The 16,474-nt window shown below is 65.0% G+C and carries 13 protein-coding genes; 3 read left to right on the forward strand and 10 right to left on the reverse strand.

The annotated features are described in order from the left end of the window. Positions 1 to 133 precede the first annotated feature (133 nt). Positions 134 to 736: a hypothetical protein gene (locus WD430_RS13375; RefSeq protein ID WP_339102937.1), complete on the forward strand. Its 603-nt coding sequence runs from the start codon at positions 134 to 136 to the stop codon at positions 734 to 736. A 109-nt stretch (positions 737 to 845) separates the two neighbouring features. Here WD430_RS13375 and WD430_RS13380 read toward each other — a convergent pair whose 3' ends face one another. Continuing rightward, the gene (locus WD430_RS13380; RefSeq protein ID WP_339102938.1) at positions 846 to 1,331 is read right to left on the reverse strand and encodes a hypothetical protein; all 486 of its coding nucleotides are present in this window, start codon (positions 1,329 to 1,331) and stop codon (positions 846 to 848) included. 329 nt (positions 1,332 to 1,660) lie between these two features. On the opposite strand from WD430_RS13380, the gene WD430_RS13385 reads away from it, so the two are divergent. After that, on the forward strand, positions 1,661 to 3,595 hold the full coding sequence (locus WD430_RS13385; protein WP_339102939.1) for a beta-CASP ribonuclease aCPSF1: 1,935 nt from the start codon (positions 1,661 to 1,663) through the stop codon (positions 3,593 to 3,595). A gap of 265 nt (positions 3,596 to 3,860) precedes the next feature. Here WD430_RS13385 and WD430_RS13390 read toward each other — a convergent pair whose 3' ends face one another. The 7 genes from WD430_RS13390 to nth form a co-directional block, all read right to left on the reverse strand. After that, positions 3,861 to 4,664 carry an ABC transporter permease gene (locus tag WD430_RS13390; RefSeq protein ID WP_339102940.1) on the reverse strand — a complete coding sequence of 268 codons (804 nt, stop codon included), beginning with the start codon at positions 4,662 to 4,664 and terminating at the stop codon, positions 3,861 to 3,863. Beyond that, the gene (locus WD430_RS13395) at positions 4,657 to 5,577 is read right to left on the reverse strand and encodes an ABC transporter permease (RefSeq protein WP_339102941.1); all 921 of its coding nucleotides are present in this window, start codon (positions 5,575 to 5,577) and stop codon (positions 4,657 to 4,659) included. Before WD430_RS13395 ends, WD430_RS13390 begins: the two co-directional genes overlap by 8 nt. A gap of 2 nt (positions 5,578 to 5,579) precedes the next feature. After that, on the reverse strand, positions 5,580 to 6,719 hold the full coding sequence (locus tag WD430_RS13400) for an ABC transporter ATP-binding protein (protein WP_339102942.1): 1,140 nt from the start codon (positions 6,717 to 6,719) through the stop codon (positions 5,580 to 5,582). Positions 6,720 to 6,742: 23 nt separating this feature from the next. Then, positions 6,743 to 7,882, reverse strand: coding sequence for an extracellular solute-binding protein (locus tag WD430_RS13405; RefSeq protein WP_339102943.1), 1,140 nt, complete (start codon positions 7,880 to 7,882; stop codon positions 6,743 to 6,745). 104 nt (positions 7,883 to 7,986) lie between these two features. Further along, positions 7,987 to 8,316, reverse strand: coding sequence for a hypothetical protein (locus WD430_RS13410; RefSeq protein WP_339102944.1), 330 nt, complete (start codon positions 8,314 to 8,316; stop codon positions 7,987 to 7,989). Next, on the reverse strand, positions 8,317 to 8,652 hold the full coding sequence (locus WD430_RS13415) for a potassium transporter TrkG (protein WP_339102945.1): 336 nt from the start codon (positions 8,650 to 8,652) through the stop codon (positions 8,317 to 8,319). It abuts the gene before it with no gap. 339 nt (positions 8,653 to 8,991) lie between these two features. Beyond that, a complete protein-coding gene (nth, locus tag WD430_RS13420; protein WP_339102946.1) occupies positions 8,992 to 9,819 on the reverse strand; it encodes an endonuclease III in 828 nt (275 codons plus the stop codon). 322 nt (positions 9,820 to 10,141) lie between these two features. Here nth and WD430_RS13425 point away from each other — a divergent pair, with 322 nt between their 5' ends. Then, entirely contained in the window at positions 10,142 to 14,224 is a 4,083-nt protein-coding gene (locus tag WD430_RS13425; protein WP_339102947.1) for an MEDS domain-containing protein, read from the forward strand. A 170-nt stretch (positions 14,225 to 14,394) separates the two neighbouring features. Here the strand turns inward: WD430_RS13425 and WD430_RS13430 are convergent, their stop codons facing one another. Both WD430_RS13430 and WD430_RS13435 read right to left on the reverse strand, forming a co-directional pair. After that, entirely contained in the window at positions 14,395 to 14,808 is a 414-nt protein-coding gene (locus WD430_RS13430; protein ID WP_339102948.1) for a DUF371 domain-containing protein, read from the reverse strand. A 149-nt stretch (positions 14,809 to 14,957) separates the two neighbouring features. Continuing rightward, entirely contained in the window at positions 14,958 to 16,301 is a 1,344-nt protein-coding gene (locus WD430_RS13435) for an alkaline phosphatase family protein (RefSeq protein WP_339102949.1), read from the reverse strand. Positions 16,302 to 16,474 lie beyond the last annotated feature (173 nt).

Raw genomic sequence — 16,474 nt, forward strand, 5'->3', positions numbered from 1 at the left:
CGGCCGAGCGGCGCCGGCCGCAGCCAGTCGGGACGAGTACGGTCGTCGGCGCCGAACGTGGCCAGTATCGACGGGAAGAGGTCGTCGAGCTATCAAAAACCCTTATCTCCGCGGATCGATGGTCTCGAAACGAATGACAGACGGTCACCGCCGCCGCCAATTCCTCGGAATCGCCGGCACCGGCGCCGCCGCGTCGCTCGCCGGCTGTAGTCAACTCGAATCGCTGATGCAATCGGACGACGGGTCGAGCGACGCGGTCACGGTCGCGGTGTCGCCGGACCGAGAGAAGCTGCAACGCCTCAACGAGGAGATTCAGACGGCCGTCCAGAACGGCAACATCAGCCAGCAGGAGGCCCAACAGCGAGCGATGGAGGAACAACGCAATCTGACCGAGGAAGCCGTGAGCGACTTCGAGGAATCGGTCGGCGGCGAGCTCACGGTCGAGGAGTCCGCGCCCGAGTTCGGGCTCCTCCGCGTCACCGGCTCCGACGAAGCGATCATGAGCGCGCTTCGGGAGGGCGAGATCAGCGGCATCTATCCCGGCGACCAGTACGACGCGTTCGTCCAGCGACAGCAGCAACGGGCGCAACGACAGGAGATGCTCCGGCAACAGCAGGAACAGCGAGCGCAGCAGGAAAACGGGACCGCGAACGAGTCGGGTTCCGGAACCGAACTGAACGAGTCGGACGCCGGGAACGGAACTGACGAGTCCGACGGCGGAAACGAGAGCGCCTAATCGGACGACGACGACGAGATCGAGGCGTGACTCGAGACCCAGTTCCGACGTCGGGTCGTCGACTGGGTACCGCTCGAGGCCGGTTCGCCGGTCGGTCACCGCTCGACGGTCACCGCTCGAGGTCGAACGGACTCGAGCGCTCGGTCCAGTTCCAGCCCGGCAGCCGCTCCTGGAACCCGGCCGCCAGTGCCGCCTCGCAGTCGTCGATACCCGCATTTTCGTCGGCCTCGCCGTGGACCCGCAGGTCGGCGTAGTGGAACGTCGCCTCGCCGAGGGTCCGCAGCGGCTGGCGGCCGGCGATGGTCGCGGCCAGTTCCCGGCCGAGGATCTCGTCGACGACGAAGCCGGGATAGTCGCCCTCGACGTCGAGTTCGCGGAGGATCGCGACCATGGCGGCGACGTTGACCCCCAGATCGCCGTCGGCGAAGACGGCGTCGACGGCCTCGAGGTACTGCGCCTCGGTGACGTGATCGACGTCGGTGTCGAAGATCTCACCGAGGTCGTCCCGGACGTCGTTGATGAGCGGAACGACGGTTTCGGCCCGGTCTGCGACCCAGTTTCGCTCCGTCACGACGCGGTCGGCTGTCAGGTGCATACCGCCCGTACGTGACGGACGGCCCTGGTTTTTGCGAAGGCTTTTATACTACGCAAAGAATAGCGTCGGATAAGCGGGTTCTCCCTGGAATCTTCCCGCAACCCAGGACGACCGACCTGGGAGCGTATTCGTCACGGCAGGTGTCAACGGATGGTCCGGGATACGAGACGTACTGCGCCGTCCCCCGTGGACGGTGCGACGCAACGGTATCGCCGGTACGATACAGTGCGGGCGGTCGTTGGACCGCCGTCGCGTCCCGGTATCCGACAGCATCGACCTGATTGGTTCGCTCCCCGGCGGCGAGTTCACGCAAGCCACAATCGGCGATTATGAGTACTGTAGAGCAGCAACTCGACGATCTGAAAGCAGAGATCACGAGCGAGTTACCGAGCGATATCTCGGTCTCCTCGGTGAAATACGAAGGCCCCGAAGTGGTGGTCTACACGCGCGACCCGAAGAAGTTCGCCCAGCAGGGCGATCTCATCCGCCAGCTCGCGAGCAAGCTTCGCAAGCGCATCACCGTCCGTCCCGATCCGAGCGTCCTCTCGCGGCCCGAAGAGGCCCGCGAGGAGATCATGAGCGTTATTCCCGAAGAGGCCGGCGTCACGGACCTCGACTTCCACGCCGACACCGGCGAGGTCGTCATCGAGGCCGAAAAGCCGGGCATGGTCATCGGCCGCCACGGCTCGACGCTCCGCGAAATCACCAAAAACGTCGGCTGGACGCCCGAAGTCGTCCGCACGCCGCCGATCGAGTCCTCGACCGTCTCGAACGTCCGCAGCTTCCTCAAGCAGGAGCGCGACGAGCGACGGGACATCTTGGAGAAGGTCGGCCGACAGATCCACCGTGAGGAGATGTCCGACGACGAGTACGTCCGCATCACGACGCTGGGCTGTTGTCGCGAGGTCGGTCGGGCATCCTTCATCCTCTCGACGCCCGAAACCCGGATCCTCATCGACTGCGGCGACAAACCCGGTGCCGAGGGCGAAGTCCCCTATCTCCACGCGCCCGAGGCGCTCGGCGCCGGTCCGCAGACGATCGACGCCGTCGTCCTCACTCACGCCCACCTCGACCACTCCGCGCTGATTCCCCTCCTGTTCAAGTACGGCTACGACGGCCCGATCTACTGCACCGAGCCCACTCGTGACCTGATGGGACTACTGACGCTGGACTACCTGGACGTCGCCGCCAAGGAGGGACGCGCTCCGCCCTACGAGTCCGAGCAGGTCCGCGAAGCGATCAAGCACACCATCCCGCTCGAGTACGGCGACGTCACGGACATCGCGCCGGACGTCAAGCTCACCTTCCACAACGCCGGCCATATCCTCGGCTCGGCCGTCTCGCACTTCCACATCGGCGACGGCCTCTACAACGTCGCGTTCTCCGGCGACATCCACTACGAGGACACCCGCCTGTTCAACGGCGCGACGAACGACTTCCCGCGCGTCGAGACGCTGGTGATGGAGTCGACCTACGGCGGTCGCAACGACTATCAGACCGATCAGGAAGACTCCGAACGCAACCTGATAGAGGTCATCAACGACACCTACGATAAGGGCGGGAAGGTGCTCATTCCGGCGTTCGCCGTCGGTCGCTCCCAGGAGATCATGCTCGTCCTGGAGGAGGCGATGCGCAACGGCGACATCCCCTCGATGCCCGTTCACCTGGACGGCATGATCTGGGAGGCGACCGCCATCCACACGACCTACCCCGAGTACCTGCGCGACGACCTCCGGGACCGCATCTTCCACGAGGACGAGAACCCCTTCCTCGCTGACGAGTTCAACCACATCGACGGCGGCGAGGAGGAGCGACAGGACGTCGCCGACGGCGAACCCTGTATCATCCTCTCGACCTCGGGGATGGTCACAGGCGGTCCGATCATGTCCTGGCTCTCCCACATCGGCCCCGACCCGGACTCGTCGCTGGTCTTCGTCGGCTACCAGGCTCAGGGGACCCTCGGGCGGCGCATCCAGAACGGCTGGGACGAGATCCCCACCAGCGAGGTCGGCGCCATGGGCGGCTCCAACGGCCGCGGCACCCTCTCGCTGAACGTCAACGTCGAGACCGTCGACGGCTTCTCCGGCCACGCCGACCGCGCCGGCCTCGAGAACTTCGTCAAGACGATGAACCCGCGCCCCGAGAAGGTCCTCTGCGTCCACGGCGACGAGCGCTCCACGCAGGACCTCTCCTCGGCGCTGTACCACAACTACGACATGCGCACCTTCGCGCCGAAGAACCTCGAGACCTTCCGCTTCTTGTAAAGCCCTCGCGATCGCTTGGCAGCGATCGCTCGCCCTTTCAGTCCGCCAGGACCCACCACAAGGGCGCGGCGCGCGGATCCGCGCGCCGCGCGGTCAGCCTGCCCTTCCCCATCGACTCGAGCGCTTGCCTCGATAGAGAGGCAAGCGCTCGAGCAGGCCACCGCACTGTTCGGTCGATCTCGCGAACCTCCGGCGGCTGATTCGGTTCAGCGACGCCTCCTCGAGTCCGTCTGAATCGCGAGAAATCGTGAGCCGGTGGAGTCGATCAGGAGAGTTGTTTCGAGAGCCACTCGAGGTTCGTCGCGAGGGTCGCCACGACGATCGCGATAATCGAGATCAGGATGAGGAACGTCGAGACGACGCTCACCATCGGGTCCAGCGACTGTCGCAGCGCCGTCCACGCGACGACCGGAATGGTCTCCGTGCTGTGACTCGAGAGGAACAGCGCCATCACGAACTCCTGGAGGCTGACGATGAAGGCCAGCAGGGCGCCGACGAAGATCCCGTGTTTGACGTTCGGGAGGACGGCGTAGGCGAACGACTGGAGCGGCCCGGCGCCGAGGTCCTTCGCGGCGTCGAGCAGTTGCCAGTCGAACCGGCTGAACACCGACCGCATCACGAAGTAGACGAGCGGCGTCGCCCACAGCGTGTGCGCGAGGATGATGCTCAGGAACGAGGCGTTCAGCCCGGCTCTGACGAAGTAGACGCGCATCGAGATACCGAGGATGATCGGCGGGATCAGCAGCGGAACGAGGACGAGCGGCGCGAGGACCTGTCCCGTCCGGCCGTCGTCGAGTTCGTGGCCGAAGGCCGCGGTGACGCCGAGCGTCGTCGCGACGACCGTCGTCCCGGCGCCCACGAGGAGGCTGTTGTCGAAGGCGGACAGCCAGCGCGTCTCCTCGAAGAACGCGCGGTAGTGGACCAGCGAGTAGTTCTCCGGCGGGAAGAGGAGCTGTCCGGACGCCTCGAAGGAGGTCGCGACGACCACCGCGAGGGGCAACAGCATGAACGTCAGGATCGCCAGATAGCCCGCCCGGAAGGCGGCGTTCTCTACGGTCTCTCTATGCATACTCGAACTCACCTCCGAAGTAGTTGAGCGTGACCGTGAGAACCGCGATGCTCGCGACCATCAGGAGCAGCATGACCACGGCGTAGGCGGTCGCGATCTCCCACTGGAGGTTCGACAGCAATCGCTTCTCGACTTCGATCGCGAACGGCACCCGCTGGCTGGCGAGCAGCCCCGGCGCGGCGTAGGCGCCGACGCTCCAGGCGAAGGAGATCACCGTCGCGACGATGATCCCCGGCATCGCCTGCGGGACGACGATCTCGAGGACCGAGCGCGGACGGCTCGCCCCGAGGTCGCGGGCGGCCTCGACGATCCCCCAGTCCATCGTCGACAGCACGCTGTAGATCGCCAGCACGGCGTAGGGGAGGACGATGTAGACCTGTCCGACGATCACGCCGATCGTCCCGGGGACGAACTGGATCGGCTCCGAGACGAGGTTCAGCGACAGGAGCACGTCGTTGACCGTCCCGGTCGGCGAGAGCAGGGGTCTGAACGCGTACGTCTTGACGACGAGGGTCGTCAGCAAGGGCAGGATCACCGAGAACAGCAGCGCCGACTTGAGCGCGCCCTCGGCTCGCCAAATCGCGTACGCGTAGAACACCGCGATCGAGACGGTGATCGCCGTGGCGATCAGTCCCAGCTTGAACGAGTAGACGATCGCGTCCAAGAGGACGCCGGAGGTGAACACCTCCGCGTAGCCGTCCAGCGACCAGGTCCCCGCGGCGTATCGGAGGTCCGTCGAGCCCGACGTGAGGCTGATCCGCAGCAGGATCAGGAACGGCGCCACGAACAGCAGCAACTCGAACACGAGCAGCGGCGCCATCAGCAACAGCGCTCGCTTCGAGCGCGACCGCTTCCGAAGCGGCTCCCAGACGCGGGCGACCGGCGCCGGCAGCGGCGAGTGCGTTCCGGACATCGTTAGAGTTCGACCCTCGAGCCGTCGTCACGGAACGCGAGAACGTCCGCGCCGTCCCAGCGGATCGTGATCTCGTCGCCGGCCTCGAACTCGCCGGAATCCGAGACGGTGCGTTCGGCGAACACCGACGTGCCCTCGACCCCGACGGAGTAACGAACCGTCGAGCCCCGGTAGAGAACGCTTTCGACGGTCCCGACGACGGAGTTCGTCGTGCTGCCGTCGGTGCGAACGGGCTGGGCCGCCTCATCCGCCTCGAGGCCCGACTCGGCCGATTCGATCGAGAGGACCTCGGGACGGAGCGATAGCGTCACCGAGTCGCCCGCGGCGAGCGCGTCGGCGTTCGACGTCGGAAGCACGACCTCTCGTCCCAGCTCCGTTTCGACGCGGACGACGTCCGACGACGTCCGATCGACCGTGCCCTCGACGAAGTTCGTATCGCCGAGGAAGCCCTCGATAAACCGGTTCTTCGGGTTCTGGTAGACCTCGTTGGGCTCGCCGACCTGGACGAGGTTCCCGTCGGCCATGATACCGATCCGATCGGCGAGCGTGAAGGCCTCGTCCTGGTCGTGGGTGACGTGGACGAACGTCTCCTCGAGTTCCTCGTGGATCTCGCGGAGTTCGATCTGCATGTCCTCGCTGAGCCGCTTGTCGAGGTTCGACAGCGGCTCGTCGAGCAGCAAGACGTCGGGGTTGACCGCCAGCGACCGCGCGAGCGCGACCCGCTGTTTCTGCCCGCCGCTCAGGTTCATCGGGTCGTCGTCGGCGTGCTCGTCCATCCGAACGCGCTCGAGCATCGCCATCGCTCGCTCGCGGCGTTCGCCCTTCTCGACGCCCTGCATCTTGAGCCCGAACGCGACGTTCTCGAGGACAGTCTTGTGGGGGAACAGCGCCCAGTCCTGGAACACCGTCGCGGTAGTGCGTTCGTAGGCGGGCCGATCGGTCACGTCCTCGTCGTCGATGCGGATCTCGCCGTCGGTCGGCGTCTCGAGGCCGGCGAGCATCCGCAGCGTGGTGGACTTGCCGCTGCCGCTGGGCCCGAGCAGGCACAGTAGTTCGCCGTCGTCGATCGTCACCGAGACGTCTTCGACGGCGAGTTCGTTGCCGTACCGCTTCTCGAGTCCGTCAAGCGTGATTTCAGACATAAGTGAAGTGCGATGAGGGGACCTCAGGAGTTCCGGATCGAAGAGAACTCGTCGGAGAGGTCGCCGCTGTGCTCCGCGAGGAACTCCCAGTCGGGGAAGGCGATGTTTTCCGCTTCTTCGCTGTCGCTCGGCAGGTCGTCCGCGAGATCGCCGGCGTATTCGGTGTTCTCGTTACAGAACAGGGTCGGCATCTCCTCGGACCAGGCCGTCTGCACCTCGGCGTCCATGAGGAAGTTGATGAACTCCTCGGCCCGGTCGCGCTTGTCGGTGCCCTTGACGACGCACCAGTGGTTCAGGTAGCCGGTCGTCTGTTCCGGCATCGTGTGGGTCAGGCCGTCGTAGTCGTCGATGTCGTACTCCGTCTGCTCGTAGTACCACTGGGCGACGTCGATGACGCCGTCGCCGAAGGCCTGCCAGACGTCCTGGCCGGAACTCGCCCAGCTCTCGATCGGCCAGTTCCGGACGGTCTCGAGGACGTCGTCGTGCAGGTCCGCGTCGTGCATCTCCTCGCCGAGTTCCGCCTCGTCCATCCCGACGGCGGCGGCGTACACCGGAAACCACCAGAAGCCGGTGTCGACGCCGATACCGTTGCTCTCCTCGACGGCCGAACCGGAGAGGTCGCTCCACGATTCGATCTCGGCGTCCATCTCCTCGCGGTGGACGATGGTACAGGGAGCGCCGTCGACCGGCATCCCGTACTCCGTGGTCCGGAAGTCCGCGTAGTAATCGATGAGTTCGTCGGCGTTGGGGACGTTCTCCGTCCTGATCTCGTGGAAGAGGTCGTCCTGCCGGCCGTAGTAGTAGAAGTTCCCCTCCGTGATGGTGACGTCGTACGGCGGGTCGTCGTCCGGCGCCGTCTGGATGTCGGTGAGGATGTCGTTCCAGCCGGGTTCGATCTGAATCTCCGCGTCGAACTCGTCCTCGTATCTCGGGACGACCGATTCCTCGAACCGTTCGGCGTAGTTCCCGCTCCAGACGCTGACTCGAAGCGGATCGCTACTTCCGCTCGAGAGGAGTTCGGTACAGCCGGCGAGGCCGGTCGCCGATCCGACCGCAGTCGCGGTAAGCAGGCGGCGGCGCGAGACAGAAGAAGCCGCGGCCGTAGTTGCTGATTCGCTTGTACTTTCGCTCGTCTCTGCAACCCGTTCAGGGTCTGCAGGCATTGGTACCCCGGTCATCTCTGGTGGCGACATAAAACCGTTGTGGACTCCAGTGAACGTCTCGACGAGCGACTAGTTCCGTCGCGTTCGGTTCGAAACGGGCGGGATCACCGACGCTCGCTCGGGGAGCCGTTTCCAGCGCCGTCGGCGCGATCGGACTCCGCTTCGGTATCGGCGCTGCCGTCGCAGTCATCGCTGTCGGCCCGATCGTCTCCGTCGGATTCCGTCTCCCCGTCTCCCTCCCAGACGCGACTCCGATAGCCGACGTAGACGGGAATCGACAGTATATAGTGGATCACGGCCAGCTGCGTCACCGTCGATCGACCGAAGACGGCGACCGCCGCCAGCAGAGCGACGCCGACCCCCAACAGGGCCTCGAAAGACAGGTTCGACGCCTCCTCGAACGGCGCCTCGAGGAACGGCTCGAGATCGACCACTCAGAACACCTCCTCGGCGATGAGTCGCGCCGAGACGACGACGGGGACGATCTCGAGGCGGCCGATCCACATCGCGAACACGAACGTGAGTTTGAGCGAGGCGGGATTCGTCGCGTCGACGATCGCGGCGCTCAGACCGACATTGCCCTGGACGCTCGCGACCTCGAAGAGGACGTTCGCGGTCGCGTACTCGGCCGGCAGCACCAGCAGGGCGACGACGCTCGTCACGAACAGCAGGACGAACCAGAGCACGGCGATGATCGCGGCGGTGTCGAACGCCGCCGACGCGCCGCCGGCGGTATCGGCCGTCGACTCGGAGGGATCGTAGACGTCCATCCCGCGTTCCGGCGCGTCGAGCAGGAGCCGGCGGACGCGGACGATCTTGACGCCGCCGCGGCCGAAGCCGGCGGCCGCGACCGCGGCGATCAGAAAGGCGGGGATCGCGTAGAACTCCCCCCAGCCGATGGCGACGAAGACCGAGAGCGCCGGTAGGAAGGCGTAGACCTTGACGAGCGTTCCGAGGTCGTATAGCGCGCGACGGAGGGTTTCGTCCGTCGTGATCGAGGATCGAGCGAAATTGCGTACGAGGAGTACGGAGACGACGCGAAAAAGGATTCGTCCGTGATACGCAGGCGGCGATCGACGCGGCGCTGACGAGAACGACGGGGCTCGAACTCAGTCGTCCGCTTCGGCCGCCTCCGGCGCGTCGGCCGGATCGACGACCTCACCCGTCGCGGGGTAGACCCCCACCTGATCGCAGATGTCGGCCATCGGACAGGCGTCCGGATCCTCGAGACACGCCGGCTTGCGCGCCGTGCAGTACTCGCGGCCGAACTGGATCGTCGCGGTGTGGCCGAACCCGCACTTGGCGGCGGGTACCTCGCGCTCGAGGACGGCGCGCACCGCTTCGTGGTCGGCGTCGGCCGGCGCGATACCCATGCGGCGGTAGATCCGATGCACGTGGGTGTCGACGGGGAAGACGCCGCCGCGACCGCCCGCGAACAGCAGGACGCAGTCGGCGGTCTTCGGGCCGACGCCGCGGACCGAGAGCAGCGTCTCGCGAACCGCGGCGGGGTCCTCGTCCTTGACGAACGCGTCGAAGGCTGTGGCGGAACCGAACTCCTCGAGGACCCACTCGGCGGTATCGATGAGCGTCTCGGACTTCTGGTTGTAGAGGCCGGCGCCGCTGATCGTTTCGGCCAGCTGCGACCGCTCGGCGGCGGCGAGCGATTCGGCGAGGTCCACGTCAGGGCCGTCGTATCGCTCTATCAACGCGTCGTGGGCCGGCTGGCTCGCCTTGTCGCTGGTGTTCTGGCTCAGAATCGTCCGGACGAGACAGGTGAAGGCGTCCTGACCGCCGTACGTCTTCTGCCAGTACAGCTCCCCGAGTCGATCGACGACCTCCTCCGCGCGGGTGTCGGCCGTCGCGGGATCGAACTCGGCCGCGGCGCCGCCGCCCTCGACGCCGCCGCTGATGTTCACGGCGGGTTCCTCGTCGCTCATGCGCGCGGCTACGTCCCGGCGATACGTGTGTATACCGGATTCGCATCGATCGAAATCCCGTCGCCGTCCATTCCGCCGTCGGCCGGCACTCCTGGTGACCCAAACGCGTATGCTCAGCGTACGCTGAAGCGCTCGTACCGCTATCGGGGACTATCGGCCGATTTGCGGGGCTCGATACCGCGAGCACACGAGCTGCGGTACTCTTTTCATCGTCGTTCTCCTCAACCCGCGTAATGAGCAGCATCCGGATAGTACCAGACGTCCGCGAGTATCTCGATTTCGCGGACGAGCTAACGCGTTCCGGGCGACCACGTGACTCCCGATGAGTAACCAGCTATCAGATCAGACCGATCAGCGCACCGCGCCCGGTCTCGGGGGCAGGTTCACCCCCTCGCGATCGCGTTCCGCGCTCCGGGGCCCCGTTGAGCCGCTCGATGGACACGAGGACACCGACCACCTCGCTCTTCTCTACGAGGATCGCGCCGAACAGTTCGAGGCGGTCGTCCCGTTCATCCGAGACGGTCTCGAACGCGGCGAGCGGTGTGTTTACGTCGCCGACGACAACACCGTGGACGAGGTGCTCGATGCGATGCGAGTCCGTGGCGTCGACGTCGACGCCGCGCTCGAATCAGGGGCACTCTCAGTGTACACGGAGGAAGACACCTACCGTCGGTCCGGCGAGTTCGACCGCGAAGCGATGATGGAGTTCTGGAGAGAGTCGCTCGCGGACGCGACCGCCGACGAGTTCACGGGGCTCAGAGCCGCCGCCGAGATGACGTGGGCACTCGAGGCCGACGAGACGGGCCTCGAGGAACTCTGTGAGTACGAAGAACTGCTCAACCCGCTCTACGACGGTGACGACTACGCGGTCCTCTGTCAGTACAATCGCGACCGGTTCCCAGCAGACGTCGTCCACGACGTTCTCAAGACCCATCCCTACCTCGTCTACGACGGCACTATCTGTCAGAACCTCTACTACACACCACCTGAGGAGTACTTCGGGCCCGACCGAGTATCGCGCGAGGTCGACCGGAAGTTAGAGACGCTGGTCGATCGGACCAACGCGCGGTTGACGATCGAGACCAGCGAACATTACCAGCGCGAGGTGTACGAGATCATGTCGGATCCCAATCGCGCGTTCGACGAGAAACTCGACGCGCTATTCGAGGTCGGGTGCGAACGGTTCGATCTCGACCTCGGCGGGCTGGCCCGGGTCGATCCGGAGAGCGATCTGTTCGAGGTCGAGGCAGTTAGCGGCGAGCACGACCACCTCGTTCCCGGGGCGCGACTCGACCTCTCGGAGACCTATTGCCGAGTCGTCGCCCACAGTGACGCGGGATCGGACGACGACATTCCGGACCCGGTCGAGATCACCAACCCCGTCGATAGCGGCTTCGAGAACGCGGCCTGTTTCGCCGAGTTCGACGTATGCACCTATCTCGGTACCCGTATCCCCGTCGACGGTGACCACGATCGGACGTTCTTTTTCGTCGCCGAGGAATCCCGCGACGCCTCGATCTCCGAGGAGGAGCACACGTTCCATCGACTGATGGGGCAGTGGGTGAAGTACGAACTCGAGCGCCAACAGCGCGAGCGGGAACTGCGCGAGCGAACGGAGCATCTGAACGCGCTCATCGAAACCACGCCCGAATGCATCAAGACCGTCGCTCCCGACGGGACCCTGCTTCAGATGAACCCCGCCGGACTCGACATGGTGGAAGCAGACGCCGCGTCGGACGTCATCGGCGAGTGTGTCTACGACCTGATCGCTCCCGAGGACCGCGAGCGGTTCCGCGAGTTCAACGAGCGGATCTGTCGGGGCGAACGCGGGACGCTAGAGTTCGATATCATCGGACTGGAGGGCACGCGTCGACAGATGGAATCGCACGCGGAGTCGCTCCAGCGCCCCGACGGGACGACCGTTCACGTGGCGCTGACGCGCGATATCACCGAGCAAAAGGAACGCCAGCAGGCGCTTCAAGAGAGCAAAAACCAACTCCAGGCGCTCATCGATGTGCTCCCGGTCGCCGTATTCGTCGCCGAAGGCGACGGGCAGATCGTCGAGTGGAACGAGGCCGCCGAAGACATCTGGGGCGGTGACGTCGCCGAATCCGACTCGGTCGCCGAGTACGAGGCGTACGACGGGTGGTGGGCGGACACGGGTGAACCGGTCGATCCCGACGAGTGGGCGCTCGCCCGAGCGCTCCGAGGCGAAGAGGTGGTCGATCCGGACGAGATCGAGATCGAAGGATTCGACGGGGAGCGGCGGACGGTCCTCAATCACGGAATGCCGGTCCGAGACGAGAACGGCGAGGTGCGTCGTGCAGTCGTCACCCTCGTCGACATCACCGAGCGCAAGGAGCGCGAGGCGGAACTCCGACAGACGAAGGATCGCTTCGAGACGGTGTTCGAGCAGAGCGACGACGGCATCTTCGTCATCGACCCCGAAACGGACGCATACGTTGACGCGAATTCGGCCGCCTGCGAGATGACCGGGTATACGCGCGATGAACTGTCGTCGATCGCCCCATCAGACCTGCATCCCGACGAACTGGAGCAGTTCCGCGCGTTCCTCGACGAGGTCCGCGAGACCGGATCTGCATGGACCGAGGATCTCCACTGTCGTCGCAAAAACGGTCACGATATTCCGGCAGAGATCACAGCCTCGTCAATCACACTGGACGGACGTGAACTCGTTCTCGCGAGCGTACGGAATATCGAACAGCGCAAGAAACACGAGCGATACCAGCGAGACCTCTACGAGATCACCGCCGATCCCGACCTCTCGTTCGACGAGAAACTCGAACGGCTGCTCGAGTTGGGTCGCGACCGATTCGGCCTCGAGATGGGCGGCCTGAACCACCTGCCGTCGTGGGACGGCGCGTTCCGACTCGAGAAGGGCGTCGGTCTCGGCCTCGACCCCGACGAGGAGTTGTGGACCGATCCCGACAGCGATTGTTTCTGCCGTCGAACCGTCTCCGAGGAGGACCCCGTCGAAATGGCCGACGTACGGGGTACCCACTGGACCGAGGATACGATCTACCGAGAGTTCGGGATGACGAGTTATCTCGGGACGAAGGTCACGAGCGGCTCGACGCCGTACGGCACGCTGTGGTTCGGGAGCACCGATCCGCGTGATAACCCGTTCTCGGCGGCCGAGCGCTCGTTCATCGAGTTGATGGGGCAGTGGGTGAGCTACGAGATCGAGCGCCGCGAGCACAACGAATCGCAGCGGGAACTGTACGACATCACCGCCAATGTGGATCTCGCCGCCGACGAGAAGATCGACCGCCTGCTGGAGGCGGGGTGTGACCGCCTCGATCTCCCCGTGGGGATGCTGACCTGCGAACGCACGAACGCGTTCGAGATCGAACACATGCACGGTTCCCACCCCGATCTCGACGAGGGAACGCTCACGCCGCCGCTGACGGACAACTACTGCCGTCGGGTCGTCGACACCGGCGACTCCATCAGCGTCGCCGATGCCGGTGCGGCCGGCTGGGACGGCGACGCCCTCTACCACGAGTTCGACCTCCAGTGTTACGCTGGAACGCAGGTGATCGTCGACGGCGACGTCTACGGCACCGTCTGTTTCACTGCCACTGCGCCGCGAGAGGAGTTCACCGAGACCGAGCGGGCGTTCCTCGATCTCCTGGGGCAGTGTATCGGCTACGAACTCGAGCGCCAGCAGTACGAGCGGGAGCTAGAGGAGACGGTCGACCGGCTCCAGCAGTCCAACGAGCGCCTCGAACACTTCGCGTACGCCGCCTCTCACGACTTACAGGAACCGCTCCGGATGGTGACGAGCTACCTCCAGTTGCTCGACAGTCGCTACGCCGACGCCTTCGACGAGGAGGGCGAAGAGTTCCTCGAGTTCGCCGTCGACGGGGCCGACCGGATGCGCGAGATGATCGACGGGTTGCTCGCGTACTCACGGGTCGAAACGCAAGGCGACCCGTTCGAACCAGTCGAATTGGACACAGTCGTGGACGAGGTGCTCACGGATCTACAGATTGAGATCGAAGAGACCGACGCCGAGATCACGACGGGCGAACTCCCTCGCGTAGCGGGCGACGATAGTCAACTCCGCCAACTCTTCCAGAACCTGCTGGACAACGCGCTCACGTACAGCGGCGACGAGCCGCCACAGATTCACATCGACGCGGAACGACGGCGACGAGAGTGGGTGGTTTCGGTCCACGATGACGGGATCGGTATCGAACCGGACGATCAGGACCGAATATTCACCGTCTTCGATCGGCTCCATAGTCGCGACGAGTACGACGGGACGGGACTCGGACTGGCGCTCTGTCAGCGGATCGTCGAGCGCCACAACGGCGATATTTGGGTCGAGTCCGAGCCCGGCGAGGGGTCGACCTTCTCGTTCACGCTCCCCGTTGCGTGAACAGCGGAAACGCTCCCCCCCTATCGAGATCGGTTCCGCTCCGATGTCTTCTGCCAGTCGTCCTTCGCGGGTGAAGTCTCCGAAAGGGAGTCCGGCACTCGCCCAGCTGCGATATCGTGTCAATTAGGTGCGAGAATCCGGTCCCGTCAGGACGCGCTATCGCGTACCTCTCACTCGACGCTGATCGTCACCGTCGCCTCGCTTCCCTCAGCCAGCGCGTCGACGAGGTCGCGGTCGAACCCTTCGGCCGCGAACTCGGCACCATTCAGGATCGTCCGGTCGTCGACGTACTCGCTCGTCCGGCCGACCGCGCTGCGCTCGTTGGTGAACTCGAGGTCGGGATCGCCCCGTCCCTCGACGGTCTCCGTGTGGCCGCCTGCTTCGATCGTGAACGCGATCGTCGCCTCCCGGTCCCGACAGGCCTCGACGAACGCGGGATCGAAGTCAGCGGGCGCACGGTCGGCCTCGATCGCGAGGATACAGTCCCCCGCGGGGGTGAGATAGTCGTCGGTCGTCACCTCGAACGTGCTCGCGTGCTCCGCGGAGACGTTCTCGTGACCTCGAGCGTGGATGACCTCTTCCATGCCCGCCGGTTCGTTGCCGGGCGGAAAACGGCCTCGAATTCCGATCGGATACTACACGTCTGTTCTCGAGCCAGAGCTATCGAGAGGTCGGTACTGTCTCCGCACGAAAGAACGGGAGCGCGTGTGAAACGGTCGTCCGTTCGACGATCCTAGAGCAGGCTCGCGCCGTCGAACTCGCCGCGGCCGTACTCGACGTCGAGCAGGTCGAGGATGGTCGGCGTGATGTCGAACAGGTCGGCGTCGCCGATCGTCGCTTCGGGGGAGTCGATGTACAGCGACGTGTTGTCGAAGCTGTGCATTCCGTTTCGCGGGCCGCTCGTGAAGATGTCCGAGTCGGCCTTGAAGCCGGACTTCAGATCGAAGCCCTTGTTCGGGATCGCGACCAGGTCCGGCGCGATGTCGTCGTGGTCGCCGCGGAAGGCTTCCTCCTTCTCGACGACCCGCTCGACGACTTTCTTGCCGTCCGGCCCCTCGAGGGCCTCGAGGTCGGCCTTGAGCTGATCGCGAACCTCGTCGTACTCGTCCTCGGGGACGGAGCCGCGGGGCTCCCGACCCTCGAGGTTGATGTAGAACCGACCCGGGATGAACGAGTAGGCCTTCGTGTCGTCGGCGATGTCGCCCAGTTCCTCGGGATCGTCGGTCTGGAACGAGAGCCAGCCCTCCTCTCGGAGCCACTCGTTGAAGTGGACCTCGTAGTCGAGGCTCGTGAAGCCGTGGTCGGAGGCGACGATCATGGTGACGTCATCGGGCAGCGCCTCGCGGAGGCGGCCGATGTAGTCGTCGACCTTCTTGTAGAACTCGAGGAACTCGTCCTTGTTCTCGCCGTCGCGCTCGTAGTCCTTGAACAGGAAGTGGTTGACTCGGTCGGTCGTCATGAAGACGCCGAAGAAGAGGTCCCAGTCGTCCTCCTCGATGTAGTGTTTAAAGGCCTCGAAGCGCGCGTCGACCGTGGCGTGGGCGTCCTCGATGAACTCCGATTTGTCCTCCTGGTGGCCGAGTTTCGGATTGACGTCGATCCGGTAATCGAGCGTCTCGAGGTAGTCGCGGACCTCGTCGGGGTAGGCCGCCTTCTCCAGCCCCGGCGAGAGGAAGCCCGAGACCATCCGCTGGACGTTGCGCTGCGGCGGGAAGGTGACGGGGACGTTCATCACCGTCGCCTTGCGACCGTCCTCCTGGACGCGGTCCCAGACGCGGTCGGCCTGGACCTCCCGTCCCATCGGGACGTAGGTGTCGTAGGTGCCGACCTCGCGGTCCTGAAAGCCGTAGACGCCGGTCTCGCCGGGGTTGACCCCGGTCGTCAGTGACGGCCAGCAGGCGCTGGACTCCGGCGGGACGATGCTCGAGATTTCCCCGGCCGTCCCCTCGTCGGCGATCGCGGCGAAGTTCGGAAACAGTTCTTCGTTCTCCGCGAGGAGACTATACGGCACGCCGTCAACTCCAATAAATGCGACACGGGGGGAGTCATCGCCCCGCAGTCGATCGAACAGACCCATGGTCGTGGGTAGTTCGACCGCATACAAGAACCTTCGTTTCGAGACACTGTATTGAGAAGACCTGACACTAATTCGCGTGGTGCTCGAACGGCGTCGACGGCGGGACGGCGTCCGAGACCGAAAGCAGCGATGCGACGGCCGCTCGAACGACTGACTCGAGGCCTGCGACGGGC

This window comes from Haloterrigena sp. KLK7, from assembly GCF_037914945.1.
In the GTDB taxonomy this organism is placed as follows: Archaea; Halobacteriota; Halobacteria; order Halobacteriales; family Natrialbaceae; genus Haloterrigena; species Haloterrigena salinisoli.